Origin of the sequence: Haemophilus haemolyticus, from assembly GCF_001008205.1 — a bacterium.
GTDB classification, from domain to species: Bacteria; Pseudomonadota; Gammaproteobacteria; order Enterobacterales; family Pasteurellaceae; genus Haemophilus; species Haemophilus haemolyticus_Q.
This window is the reverse complement of the sequence record NZ_LCTK01000030.1, coordinates 21,002-33,956: the sequence shown is the minus strand read 5'-3', so window position 1 is coordinate 33,956 and position 12,955 is coordinate 21,002. Positions and strand designations below refer to the sequence as shown.

Sequence of the window (12,955 nt, the reverse complement as noted above, 5' to 3'; positions counted from 1 at the left end):
GCTAGATTTTAAAGAGTTTTTTATGAAAGAAACAATCGTTGCTCAAGCTACTGCGCCAGGTCGTGGTGGTATTGGGATTTTAAGAGTCTCTGGGCCTTTAGCAACAGAAGTTGCACAAGCGGTGTTGGGAAAATGTCCTAAGCCAAGAATGGCTGATTATCTCCCTTTTAAGGATGCTGATGGCACTGTTTTAGATCAAGGGATTGCCCTTTACTTCAAATCACCAAATTCATTTACCGGTGAGGATATATTAGAGTTGCAAGGCCATGGTGGGCAGGTTGTATTAGATTTATTACTCAAACGTATTTTACAAATTGATGGAATCCGTTTGGCGAGACCGGGTGAGTTTTCTGAACAGGCTTTTTTGAATGATAAATTGGATCTTGCTCAAGCGGAAGCCATTGCTGATTTAATTGATGCAACATCAGAACAGGCAGCACGTTCCGCATTAAAATCTTTGCAAGGTGAATTTTCAAAGAAAGTAAATGAATTAGTTGATTCTGTGATTTATTTGCGCACCTATGTAGAAGCTAGCATTGATTTTCCTGATGAAGAAATTGATTTCTTGGCGGATGGAAAAATTGAAGCAAACTTACGCGGTATTATTAATCAGTTGGAAGATGTTCGCTCTGAAGCCAAACAAGGTTCTATTTTACGTGAGGGTATGAAAGTGGTGATTGCCGGTCGTCCGAATGCAGGCAAATCCAGCTTGTTGAATGCCCTTGCCGGCCGTGAAGCAGCTATTGTGACGGATATTGCCGGCACGACACGCGATGTGTTACGTGAGCATATTCATATCGACGGTATGCCATTGCATATTATTGATACCGCGGGTCTTCGAGATGCAACCGATGAAGTCGAGCGCATTGGCATTTCTCGCGCATGGACGGAGATCGAACAAGCCGATCGTATCATTTTGATGTTAGATAGTAGCGATCCTGAAAGTGCAGATTTAAGCAAAGTGCGGTTAGAATTTTTAGCAAAATTACCCACAACATTGCCTGTCACTATTGTTCGAAACAAAATTGATTTAAATGACGAACAAGCAAGTGAAAGCGAACAGGGCGGTTATCAAATTATTAGTCTTTCTGCTCAAACGCATGATGGTATACAACTTTTACGTGAGCATTTGAAACAAGCAATGGGTTTCCAAACTGGCATGGAAGGGGGCTTTTTAGCTCGTCGTCGTCATTTAGATGCACTTGAGAAAGCGGCAGAGCATTTACAAATCGGTTTGGTTCAACTTACTGAATTTCACGCAGGAGAACTTTTAGCGGAAGAATTACGCTTAGTACAAACGTACTTGAGTGAAATTACAGGAGAATTCACATCTGATGACTTGCTAGGTAATATTTTTAGTTCTTTCTGTATTGGAAAATAATTTCTAAATTATGAGCTTTTATACACTTTGTATTATTGCACTGGGCTTATCAATGGATGCTTTTGCTGTATCCATTTCTAAAGGTGTTGCATTAAGATCTTTTCGTTGCAAACAAGCTCTTTATATTTCTCTCTGTTTTGGATTTTTCCAAGGTATCATGCCTGCAATAGTTTTTTTGTAGGCTTGCAATTCAGTTCAATGATTCAAGATTGGGATCATTGGATTGGTTTTGTTTTACTTGCATTAATTGGCATTAATATGGTGCGTGAGGGATTAAATGCTGATTCCGAAGCAAGTGTAGAGTCATCTATAAATTTGAAACGTTTATTGACTTTGGGTTTAGCTACGAGTGTGGATGCCTTAGCAATTGGCATATCTTTTGCTTTTCTTTCTGTCGATATTTTTTCGGCTATGGTAATTATTGCACTGACTACTTTTATCGTTTCATTATTCGGTGTAAAGAGCGGTCATTTTCTTGGGCAAAAATTTAGATCAAAAGCGGAGATTTTTGGTGGAATAGTGCTGATTGGAATGGGTATTAGCTTGCTTTATGAGCACGGTGTTTTCACTTTTTAAGATGCTAATTTTCTACGTTTAGATTATAATCGGGGAAAATTTTATGTTTATAACAAGGGTTATAGAATGTTAATTGAAAAAATGCACAATTTATCAAATTCAAAGGCAGCTAAGTTTATTTTGGGTTTGATTACTTTATCGTTTTTAGTTGGCGGTATGTCCGGCTATCTTTTTAGTTCAAATGATACTTACGCTGCAAAAGTTAATGGTGAAGTGATTTCGCAACAAGATTTTTTAAATCGCTACAACCAAGAATTTGAGGCTCGTGCACAACGCGAAGGCGAAGCATTTATGGCTCAGTCTGATTCTCCAGAATTTGTTACCGCACTTCGTCAAAGCACCATCAATCGAATGATTGATCAAGAATTGCTTCGTCAATATGCGAAAGAATTAAAATTAGGCGTCAGTGATGAAATGATTAAACGAGCAATCGTGACAGATCCTAATTTTCAAGTTAATAGCAAATTTGATAACGCTGTTTATCAACAAGTATTACAACAAAATCGTTTAACGTCAGATGGTTATGCGGCTATTTTGCGTGGCGCATTAACCCTTGAACAAATGCAAAGTGGTGTTGCTAACAGTGAGTTTATCGTGCCTGTTCAAGCAAAAAATACCTCAGAAGTTTTCTTTCAAAAGCGTTCAGCTCGTTTAGCAACATTATCTCTTGCTGATGAAATGGCAAAGCAAGCGGTATCTGATGATGAAATTAAAGCTTATTACGAGTCTAATCAAAAATCTTTTGTTCAGCCAGAACAAGTGAAGGTTCAATATATTGATCTCTCAGGTAGCCAAATCGAAAAAGGTATTGAAGTTAAAGATGTAGAAATTGCGCAATATTATCAAGATAATAAAGCTCAATTTATGACTCAGCGTTTAGCTCATATTCAATTTGCAAATGAGCAAGATGCTAAGTCTGCTTACGATGAATTACAAAAAGGTGTAAATTTCGCTGATGTAGCTAAAGCTAAATCTTTAGATAAAGTTTCTGGTGAGAATGGTGGTGATTTGGGTTGGGTAAATGCGAATGAATTACCAAAACCCTTTGAAGATGCTGCAGCTGCGTTGCAGGTGGGGCAATATAGCCAGCCAATCAATGTGGATGGCAATTACCATATTGTTTTAGTGCAAGAGCGTAAAGCTCAAACTTTAGATGAGGTGAAAGCACAGGTTGCTGATTTAGTGCGTAAATCCTTATTAGAAAATCGTTATTACGCAATTGAAAAGCAAGTGCGTGATAAGGCTTTTGAAGATAGCAAATCTCTGAATACCGCGGCACAAGTTGTAGGTGTTAAAGTTCAAGAGAGCGGTTATTTTTCTCGTCAAAATGTACCTGCAGAATTAAATTTCCCTAATGTAGTTTCTGCCGTTTTTGAATCTGATATTGCCAATGGTGGCGCTAATTCAGAGCCTTTGAATGTCGGCGATTATCACGCTATTGTAGTGCGTGTGTTAGAACATAAACCTGAAGGTGTGAGAACATTGGAAGATGCAAAAGTGGATATTGAAATGTTCTTAAAACGCCAGAAAGCTGAAAATGTGCTTAATGAAAAAGCTCAACAAGCAGTAAAAGCATTAAACGAAAATGCTGAATCGAAAGTGGATGGAATTAATTTCTCAAGTGAGCAAATTTTTACTTTAAGTGAAAATAAAGATCCAATTTTAACAAATGGCGTATTCTCAATTGCTAAACCAGAATCAGGTAAAATGGTTTACCAAGTTGCTCGTAATGAGAAAGGCGATGTAGTTATTGTTGCTCTAAATAAAGTAGAAGACGGCGTGCTTAACGATAAAGAATTAAGTCAATTTAGCACTCAATTATTACGTACAAGTCAGGCAGAAGTTCAAGCGCAATTAATGCAAGGATTGCGTGAGAGAGCAAAAATTGAAGTAAATGATTCTTTCATCAATCAAGATGATGAAGCACAGCAATAATTGATTAAATTGCAATCTCAGATAAATTTTGATAAAAAGTGCGGTAAATTCACCGCACTTTTTTATAGGGAGCAAATAATGGCAGAAGAAACAATTTTCAGCAAAATTATCCGTAAAGAAATTCCTGCAAATATCGTCTATCAAGATGAATTAGTCACAGCGTTTCGTGATATTTCACCACAAGCTAAAACACATATTTTGATCATTCCAAATAAAGTAATCCCAACAGTGAATGATGTGACGGAGCAAGATGAAGTAGCGCTAGGTCGATTATTTAGCGTAGCGGCTAAACTCGCCAAAGAAGAGGGTGTTGCGGAAGATGGGTACCGCCTAATTGTGAATTGCAATAAACATGGTGGGCAAGAAGTATTCCATTTGCATATGCATTTAGTCGGTGGTGAACCTTTAGGTAGAATGTTAGCGAAATAATGAAAAAATATTTTTTAATTTTGGTGAGCCTTGTGCTCGCTGCTTGTTCAAGTTCAGTAGAAAACTTAACTTATTCAACGAAGCCGATTTTAAATATCACATCTAATCTTTCACCTTTAATTCAAGTTGAAACGAGTCAAAAATCAGCGCTTATAAAAAATAAAAGTCAGCAACTTTTGAATATAAGTTACTACTTGTATTGGTACGATCATTTAGGGGTAACCCAAACTTGGGAAAATCAGCAAGAAAGCTATTCTGCTCAATTTTTGCTAAAACCACAAGAAGAGAAATTGATCGATTTAATTAAACCTACTGTAGAAAGTAAAAATTATCGCCTTTATTTAAAATAATTTATGAGCACGTTGTTAATTGATTTAAAAGGAAAAGAGTTGGAACAAGAGGAAGTTGAGTTACTTTCTCATCCTCTTGTTGCGGGATTGATTTTATTTACTCGAAATTTTGAAGACAGAGAACAAATTCAAGAATTAATTCGTTCTGTTCGTCAACGAGTGAAAAAGCCTTTATTGATTACGGTGGATCAAGAAGGTGGACGAGTTCAACGTTTCCGTGATGGATTCACGATGTTACCTTCAATGCAGGCTTTTCAAGAAATATTGTCGGCAACTGAACAAGTGAACTTTGCTAAAGAAGCAGGCTGGCAAATGGCTGCAGAAATGATTGCCTTGGATATTGACTTGAGTTTTGCGCCGGTGTTGGATTTGGGGCATGAATGTCGAGCGATTGGTGATCGCAGTTTTTCATCTGATGTAAAAAGTGCGGTAAATTTAGCAACTGCTTTTATTGATGGTATGCATCAAGCAGGTATGGCATCTACAGGTAAACATTTCCCCGGTCATGGCCATGTATTAGCTGATTCTCATTTAGAAACACCTTATGATGATCGCGTAAAAGACGAAATTTTTAGTTGCGATCTCCAACCTTTCCAGCAGTTGATTTCACAAAATAAACTTGATGCTATTATGCCTGCGCATGTTATTTATAGACAATGTGATAGTCAACCAGCAAGTGGTTCAGAATATTGGCTGAAAGAAATCTTACGAAAACAATTAAATTTCCAAGGTGCGATTTTTTCCGATGATCTCGGCATGAAAGGCGCTGGCGTAATGGGCGATTTTGTAGAGCGTAGCAAAAAAGCGCTCAATGCAGGTTGTGATCTTTTGTTATTGTGCAATGAACGTGAAGGTGTCATTCAAGTATTAGATAATCTAAAACTTACTGAAAATGAACCGCACTTTATGACTCGTCAAGCTCGCTTAAAAAATTTATTTAAACGTAGAGTGTTCAAGTGGAATGACTTGATTTTAGATCAACGTTGGAAATTGAATTACCGAAATCTCGCAGACATTCAAAGCCGTTGGCTAGATATTCAGGCTACAAGAAAATGATTGATTGTCGATACTATCAACAAAATGAATGTCGTTCTTGTCAATTGCTTGAAATACCTTATAGTCAGCAGCTAACTGAAAAACAACATCATTTAAAGCAGCAACTGATTTCTATTAATTGTGATGGAGCTCAATGGTTGGCTCCTTTTCAATCTGATGAACAAGGCTTTCGTAATAAAGCTAAAATGGTTGTTAGTGGTAGTGTTGAACGCCCGATACTTGGCATTTTAAAAAATCCTAATGATCCACAAAGTGCGATTGATTTGTGTGATTGCCCCCTTTATCCAACTCATTTTTCATTGATTTTTCCTGTTTTGAAGGATTTTATTGGCCGTGCTGGTTTAGTACCTTATAACATTGCTAGACAAAAAGGCGAGCTTAAATATATTCTGCTCACAGAAAGTATCGCGACGGGAAAATTAATGTTGCGTTTTGTATTACGCACAGAAAATAAATTGTCATTAATTCGTCGAGAATTACCAAAATTATTGGAAAAATTACCGCACTTAGAAGTGGTTAGCATTAATTTACAGCCACAGCACGCGGCCATCTTAGAAGGTGAACAAGAAATTTTTCTGACAGAACAACAATTTTTGCCTGAGAATTTCAATAGTATTCCGCTCTTTATTCGCCCACAAGGTTTCTTTCAAACCAATCCTAAAGTGGCGGCGGGATTATATGCAACCGCTCAGCAATGGGTGAGCGAATTACCAATCTATAAAGTCTGGGATTTATTTTGTGGTGTGGGAGGATTTGGCTTACATTGCGCGAAAGCTTTACAGGAAAAATGGGGAAAAAGTATAGAGTTAACTGGAATTGAAATTTCCTCATCCGCTATTTTCGCTGCGAGCCATTCCGCTAAAATATTGGGTTTAGAACATGTAAATTTCCAATCACTAGACGCGGCAAGTGTGATGAAAAATCAGAATGAGAATAAGTCAGATCTTGTGATTGTAAATCCACCACGTCGTGGAATTGGAAAGGAATTAAGTGAATTTCTTAACCGAATTCAACCGCACTTTATCTTGTATTCCAGCTGCAATGCCGTGACAATGGGTAAAGATTTACAGTATCTCACTTGTTATAAACCATTGAAAATTCAACTTTTTGATATGTTTCCGCAAACATCTCATTATGAAGTATTAGTTTTACTAGAAAGAAAAAAGATTAATTAAGGTGAGATAGAAAAAGCTAAGGGATTTGAAAGAAGGGTGGTGGAACTAAGCAGAATTGGTCTTAACAGCAAGTGGCTTACTGCACGCATCCCTGCGGGATTTCTACCTAGCCCACCATAGATTAAAAAATGCATCTTGGTGTTCTAGCTTTTGCGGCATAAAACTATGCAATAAGGTTATAAACCTTTAAAGCCACTATATCAGGAGACCAATCCTGTCTTCCCACTATATTTGTAAGAAGTTGGGTAATGATAGAATCCTTTATATTAATTGTCAATTAATGTTTTGAATATTATTTCTAATTAAACAAAAACCATCCAAATTGATTTTGGATGGTTTCATTTTGAATGATTTATGATGAAAAATTATCTTGCGCCATATACAACAATGGTTTTTCCATGAGCGTGGATAAGATTCTGATCTTCTAACATCTTAATAATACGTCCTACAGTTTCTCGTGAACAACCAACCATTTGCCCTATTTCTTGACGTGTAATTTTGATTTGCATCCCATCAGGATGTGTCATTGCTTCAGGCTGTTTAGCTAAGTTCATTAGCGTTTGAGCAATACGGCCTGCGACATCTAAGAATGCTAAATTACTGACTTGGCGTGAAGTATTTTGTAAACGTCTTGCCAATTGTGCGGTTAAAAACATTAAGATTTCTGGGTTTGCTTGAATTAATTGACGATATTTTTTATAAGAAATCTCAGCAATTTCACATATTGTTTTTGTTTTTACCCAAGCAGAGCGTTTTGATCCTTCATCAAACAATCCTGCTTCACCAAAGAATTCTCCTGCACCCAAATAAGTGAGAATCATCTCTTTACCTTCATCATCTTTTGCTGACACCATTACAGAGCCTTTAATGACATAATAAAGTGTCGTTGCATCTTCACCTGCGTGAATTAAAGTCGATTTTGCGGGATATTTATGTAAATGGCAGTGAGTAAGAAACCAATCTAAAACTGGATCTCGTTGAGTTGCCTCTTCTTCTTGAGAGGAGGTTACAACTTCATCAAGTTCGGTTAATTCATTTGACATTCGTGCTCCTTACATTCCTGTTTCAAAAATTCCGTTTTATTTTTGATGTCAATGGATTCATGCAATTCAGACCATACAATCACCGCAATTCCATTGCGAATTTGAGTCAGTAAAAGTTGTTTTTTTTGGTTGAGTGAAAGTTCTTCTATACCGTAATCGGTTCCTTCGCGTAAAATTACGCTTTCTACGATATTATCTAATGTTTCTGCTTCCAGTTCTTGCCAAGGAATAATCATATATTTACTCGGTAAAGTCAATTAGGCAAAAAGTGGCTCGATAAAACGCCATTGTTGTTCGAAAGACTGGCTTGCATTCAGACGGAAATTAGTACGAACATAGCGCATAAATTGTCCTTCACATAGTGTCACTAAATGCGAAGCAATTATGCGTTCATCCACATTAAAGCCTCGCCCTTCACGCAATTTTCGCATCTGTAAGATATTGACAAACTGCATTTCAAGACGATTAAAAAATTGCGCGACTCGAACTTGTAATTGTGCATCTTCAAACATTAATGCATGGCCCGTTAGAATTCGAGTTAACCCTGGATTTTTACGGGCAAAATCTAAAATCGTTTGTAAAATATCATGAATGCGATTCATTGTTTGGGTTTCGTTACGCATAGAAGCGGTAATACGGCTTAATAAGGTATTTTCGATGTGCTCGATTAAGGCTTCAAACATTTTTGTTTTGCTTGGAAAGTAACGATATAACGCAGCTTCTGATACCCCAACTTCTTTTGCTAGACGAGCCGTTGTCATACGTTCCATGCCGCGTTCGGAATGAAGCATATGTATCAATACAGTAAGCACTTGTTGACGACGTTCTTTTACCGTTCTTTTTTCAATTTTTGGTGTTTCAATTTTAGGCGTAATGTCTTCTACGCCTGATAAAGATAATTGTTCTTCTACCATAAATTATTGTTTACCTGAATGACCGAAACCGCCTTCACCACGTTCGGTTTGTTGAAAATCTTCTACAATATTAAATTCAGCTTGTACTATTGGCACGAAAACAAGTTGAGCAATGCGATCACCGACTTCAATGTTGAATGGCTCATTTCCACGGTTCCACATTGATACCATTAATGGCCCTTGATAATCGGAGTCAATTAATCCCACAAGGTTTCCTAGCACAATGCCGTGTTTATGACCAAGGCCCGAGCGAGGCAAAATCACTGCAGCTAAATTTGGATCCGCAATATAAATTGATAGCCCCGTCGGAATTAATTTGGTTTCACCAGGTTGAATTTCAAAGCTTTCATCGACCAAAGCACGTAAATCAAGACCTGCAGAGCCTTCAGTTGCATAAGTTGGCAGAGGAAATTCATTTCCAATGCGAGAATCTAAAATTTTTACGTCAATTTTTTTCATGTAATACTCCGTTTGAAATTCATTTTTAGGTAAAAGTGCGGTTGGAATTATAAGGTTTTTTGATAGCGTTCAATGATTTCATTGACTAAATCAGTTGCAAGTTCCACTTTTGATTTTAGCGATAATTTTTTATGACCATTTTTCCAGAAAAGCTCCAAGGCGTTTTCATCAGCGTTAAAAACTTGTCCGCCAGATACATCGTTGGCACAAATCATATCAAGATTTTTGCGTTCAAGTTTATCTTTTGCATAATCATCAACATTTTGGGTTTCGGCCGCAAATCCAACAGTAAAAGGACGATGTGTTTTTAAATGTCCTACATCTGAGATAATATCGGGATTTTTAATTAACTTGATAGATATTTCATCCCCAGATTTTTTGATTTTTTGGTCAGCAACTTCAGCTACTCTGTAATCAGCAACGGCCGCACAGCCAATAAAAATTTGATTTTTCACCGCATTTTCAAGAGAAACTTGCCACATATCTTGTGCTGAGATGACATTGATTCGATTCACATTTTTGGGTGTTGTTAAATTCACTGGTCCTGAAATTAGCGTGACGTTCGCCCCACGTTCGGCAAATGCTTCAGCAATTGCAAATCCCATTTTCCCTGAACTATGGTTAGAAATATAACGAACTGGATCGATTGCCTCACGCGTTGGTCCTGCTGTAATGGCGACATTTAATCCTTGTAGATCTTGTTTTTGAGAGAAAAAGTCAGAAAGTGCGGTAAAAATTTCCTCTGGTTCTGACATACGCCCTTTCCCCATATCGCCGCAAGCTTGAAAACCACTATTCGGGCCAATAAGCTCAATTCCACGCGTTTGAAGAGCCGTTAAATTTTGTTGAGTAATGGATTGGTGATACATCTGCTGATTCATTGCTGGGGCAAGAAAAATTGGCGCATCAGTAGCAAGACAAATTGTTGAAAGTAAATCATTCGCCATGCCTACAGTAAGACGGGCAATAAAGTCTGCACTAGCTGGCGCAATAATAATCGCATCAGCCCATTTGGCAAGTTCAATATGACCCATTGCCAGCTCAGCTTGTGGATCAAGTAAAGATTGTGCGACAGAATTGCCAGAAATGGCTTGAAGCGTTAAAGGAGTAACAAATTCTGCCGCAGCTGGGGTTAATACTACACGTACTTCAGCTTCTGCTTTGCGTAATAAACGAATCAACTCTATTGTTTTATAGGCCGCAATACCGCCAGTTATGCCAACTACAATATGCTTTCCGTTTAATTTCATGTTTCAACCTTTGTTAGTGCTTAGCCACAATTCTGTTATTTTACTTTAATTTTATTGAATGCCCAATGCTATTTTTGCGATACATATCGTAGACTTTACATAAGTTACTCGTAAAACAAGAAAAGAGCGGTCAAAATTTTTTCTATTTTGCGTTTAATATTTTATGGAAAACAATGATGATTTAATGCCACGGGAAAAATTGCTTAAATTTGGCGTAGACACTCTTGCTGATTATGAATTGCTGGCGATCTTTTTACGAACTGGCATAAAAGGTTGCCCAGTCATTCAGCTTTCGAAAAATGTCTTATCGCATTTTGGTTCCTTGCATGCGTTACTTTCTGCAGATGAGAAATCCTTTTGTTCTGTGAAAGGCTTAGGCATTACGCAATTTATTCAATTGCAAGCAATTACGGAAATGACCAAGCGTTATTTAAAGCAAGAGATGTTAAGTACGCCAATTATTAATGATCCTGAAACGGTAAAACTTTTTTTACTCACTGAATTGCAAAATGAGGAAAGAGAAGTGTTTATGGTTTTATTTTTGGATAATCAACATCGTCTGATTAAAAAAGAGCGGTTATTTTTAGGTACAATTAATGTATCAGCGGTTTATCCTCGGGAAATAATTAAAGAAGCACTTTATTGTAATGCAGCTGCTTTAATTTTGGCGCATAATCATCCTTCGGGTATAACGGAGCCGAGTTATTCGGATCAGCTTATTACTAAAAAAATTCAGGAGTCAGCAGAATTAATGGAAATCAGAGTGCTTGATCACCTAATTGTCGGAAAAACAGATTGCTATTCTTTTGCAGAGAACTTTTTATTATAAATTTTTATAATGTTGACCATTTTTTTACCGATTACATTCAGGAAAATCGCATTTGCACTTGAGAAATGAAAACAAAGCCAGTATAATTTGCGACCTTTAATATAGTAAGCGGGTCGGATTAGCGCGACCTGACGAGGTAGCAAGCTGGTTTTAACTGGCTTTAAACAATCCGAACCGTAAGCTCGAGCTTATATTTAATTATTGGAGATTATTATGTCTAGAGTTTGTCAAGTAACAGGCAAGCGTCCAGCTGTGGGTAATAACCGCTCACACGCAATGAATGCGACACGTCGTCGTTTTCTTCCAAACCTTCATACTCACCGTTTCTGGGTTGAAAGTGAAAACCGTTTCGTAACCTTACGTTTAACTGCGAAAGGTATGCGTATTATTGATAAAAAAGGCATTGATGCAGTATTAGCTGAAATCCGTGCTCGTGGCGAAAAAATCTAAGGAGCTAAAAAATGGCAGCTAAAGGCGCTCGTGAGAAAATCCGTTTAGTTTCTACTGCAGAGACCGGTCACTTCTACACAACTGATAAAAACAAACGTAATATGCCTGAAAAAATGGAAATTAAAAAATTTGATCCAGTAGTGCGTAAACACGTTATCTATAAAGAAGCAAAAATCAAATAATTTTGCTCATTTAGAAAAAGCCCGACATTGTTCGGGTTTTTTTGTATCACAAATTTATTAAGGAACAAATCATGCCGGAACTTCCCGAAGTCGAAACTGCACTACGTGGTATTAGCCCTTATCTTAAAAATTTTACGATTGAAAAAGTTGTCGTGCGCCAGCCTAAATTGCGCTGGGCCGTATCGGAGGAATTGATAACTCTAAAAAATGTAAAAATTGTCGATCTCACTCGTCGAGCAAAATATTTGATTATTCACACGGAAAAAGGCTATATCATCGGGCATTTGGGCATGTCAGGTTCAGTGCGAATTGTGCCACAGGATAGCGCAATAGATAAACATGATCATATTGATATTGTGATGAACAATGGCAAATTATTACGTTATAACGATCCTCGTCGTTTTGGTGCATGGTTGTGGACGGAGAATTTAGATGACTTTCATCTTTTCTTAAAGCTGGGGCCTGAACCGCTTTCTGATGAATTTAATGCAGAATATTTATTCAAAAAATCTCGTCAAAAATCCACCGCACTTAAAACCTTCTTGATGGATAACGCTGTGGTGGTGGGCGTTGGTAATATTTATGCGAATGAAAGTTTGTTTATTTGTGGTATTCATCCATTAAAACTCGCTAAAAATCTGACCCGTAATCAATGTATTTCCTTAGTGAACACAATTAAAGATGTATTGACAAAAGCCATTATTCAAGGTGGAACGACACTTAAAGATTTCTTACAGCCGGATGGGCGCCCAGGATATTTTGCACAAGAATTATTGGTATATGGCAATAAAGATAAACCTTGTCCGAAGTGCGGTGGAAAAATTGAAAGTTTAGTGATAGGCCAGCGTAATAGTTTCTTTTGCCCGAAATGTCAGAAAATGGGCTAGGGTGAATAGCTGTTCAATGGAAAATAGAATGAAAATAGC

The 12,955-nt window shown here is 37.4% G+C and carries 15 protein-coding genes and 1 pseudogene; 11 read left to right on the top strand and 5 right to left on the bottom strand.

Translation table 11 applies throughout. The annotated features are described in order from the left end of the window. Nucleotides 1-22: 22 nt before the first annotated feature. From mnmE to rlmC, 7 genes and pseudogenes are all read left to right on the top strand, one after another. Nucleotides 23-1,381, top strand: a complete 1,359-nt coding sequence (gene mnmE / locus AAX18_RS06455) for a tRNA uridine-5-carboxymethylaminomethyl(34) synthesis GTPase MnmE (RefSeq protein ID WP_005629369.1) — start codon at nt 23-25, stop codon at nt 1,379-1,381. Between the two features lie 10 nt (nt 1,382-1,391). Continuing rightward, nucleotides 1,392-1,957, top strand: a pseudogene (locus AAX18_RS06450) (manganese efflux pump MntP). 66 nt (nt 1,958-2,023) lie between these two features. Next, the gene (gene ppiD, locus AAX18_RS06445; protein WP_046953332.1) at nt 2,024-3,892 is read left to right on the top strand and encodes a peptidylprolyl isomerase; all 1,869 of its coding nucleotides are present in this window, start codon (nt 2,024-2,026) and stop codon (nt 3,890-3,892) included. A 78-nt stretch (nt 3,893-3,970) separates the two neighbouring features. Continuing rightward, nucleotides 3,971-4,321, top strand: a complete 351-nt coding sequence (hinT, locus tag AAX18_RS06440) for a purine nucleoside phosphoramidase (protein ID WP_005627389.1) — start codon at nt 3,971-3,973, stop codon at nt 4,319-4,321. Continuing rightward, nucleotides 4,321-4,671 carry a YcfL family protein gene (locus AAX18_RS06435; protein ID WP_046953331.1) on the top strand — a complete coding sequence of 117 codons (351 nt, stop codon included), beginning with the start codon at nt 4,321-4,323 and terminating at the stop codon, nt 4,669-4,671. The genes hinT and AAX18_RS06435 overlap by 1 nt, the downstream gene beginning before the upstream one ends. Before the next feature lie 3 nt (nt 4,672-4,674). Next, a complete protein-coding gene (gene nagZ, locus AAX18_RS06430; RefSeq protein ID WP_046953330.1) occupies nt 4,675-5,727 on the top strand; it encodes a beta-N-acetylhexosaminidase in 1,053 nt (350 codons plus the stop codon). Beyond that, nucleotides 5,724-6,902, top strand: a complete 1,179-nt coding sequence (rlmC, locus tag AAX18_RS06425) for a 23S rRNA (uracil(747)-C(5))-methyltransferase RlmC (protein WP_046953329.1) — start codon at nt 5,724-5,726, stop codon at nt 6,900-6,902. The genes nagZ and rlmC overlap by 4 nt, the downstream gene beginning before the upstream one ends. Nucleotides 6,903-7,267: 365 nt before the next feature. Here the strand turns inward: rlmC and crp are convergent, their stop codons facing one another. The 5 genes from crp to coaBC are packed head-to-tail and all read right to left on the bottom strand — an operon-like array spanning nt 7,268 to nt 10,568. Next, a complete protein-coding gene (gene crp / locus AAX18_RS06420) occupies nt 7,268-7,945 on the bottom strand; it encodes a cAMP-activated global transcriptional regulator CRP (protein ID WP_046953328.1) in 678 nt (225 codons plus the stop codon). Beyond that, nucleotides 7,930-8,181 (bottom strand): YheU family protein, encoded by a 252-nt coding sequence (locus AAX18_RS06415; RefSeq protein WP_005631427.1) that lies wholly within the window; start codon nt 8,179-8,181, stop codon nt 7,930-7,932. Before AAX18_RS06415 ends, crp begins: the two co-directional genes overlap by 16 nt. Before the next feature lie 21 nt (nt 8,182-8,202). Continuing rightward, nucleotides 8,203-8,859: a nucleoid occlusion factor SlmA gene (gene slmA, locus AAX18_RS06410; RefSeq protein WP_005627377.1), complete on the bottom strand. Its 657-nt coding sequence runs from the start codon at nt 8,857-8,859 to the stop codon at nt 8,203-8,205. A 3-nt stretch (nt 8,860-8,862) separates the two neighbouring features. Next, nucleotides 8,863-9,318, bottom strand: a complete 456-nt coding sequence (gene dut / locus AAX18_RS06405; protein WP_005627376.1) for a dUTP diphosphatase — start codon at nt 9,316-9,318, stop codon at nt 8,863-8,865. 47 nt (nt 9,319-9,365) lie between these two features. Beyond that, nucleotides 9,366-10,568 carry a bifunctional phosphopantothenoylcysteine decarboxylase/phosphopantothenate--cysteine ligase CoaBC gene (gene coaBC, locus AAX18_RS06400; RefSeq protein ID WP_046953327.1) on the bottom strand — a complete coding sequence of 401 codons (1,203 nt, stop codon included), beginning with the start codon at nt 10,566-10,568 and terminating at the stop codon, nt 9,366-9,368. 163 nt (nt 10,569-10,731) lie between these two features. Between coaBC and radC the strand changes: the two genes are divergently transcribed. The 4 genes from radC (at nt 10,732) to mutM (ending at nt 12,916) form a co-directional block, all read left to right on the top strand. Then, on the top strand, nt 10,732-11,397 hold the full coding sequence (gene radC, locus AAX18_RS06395) for a RadC family protein (protein ID WP_046953326.1): 666 nt from the start codon (nt 10,732-10,734) through the stop codon (nt 11,395-11,397). Nucleotides 11,398-11,610: 213 nt separating this feature from the next. After that, nucleotides 11,611-11,847: a 50S ribosomal protein L28 gene (gene rpmB / locus AAX18_RS06390; RefSeq protein ID WP_005542826.1), complete on the top strand. Its 237-nt coding sequence runs from the start codon at nt 11,611-11,613 to the stop codon at nt 11,845-11,847. 11 nt (nt 11,848-11,858) lie between these two features. After that, on the top strand, nt 11,859-12,029 hold the full coding sequence (gene rpmG, locus AAX18_RS06385) for a 50S ribosomal protein L33 (protein ID WP_005613503.1): 171 nt from the start codon (nt 11,859-11,861) through the stop codon (nt 12,027-12,029). Between the two features lie 71 nt (nt 12,030-12,100). Next, nucleotides 12,101-12,916, top strand: a complete 816-nt coding sequence (gene mutM / locus AAX18_RS06380) for a DNA-formamidopyrimidine glycosylase (protein WP_046953325.1) — start codon at nt 12,101-12,103, stop codon at nt 12,914-12,916. The last annotated feature ends 39 nt before the right edge of the window (nt 12,917-12,955 follow it).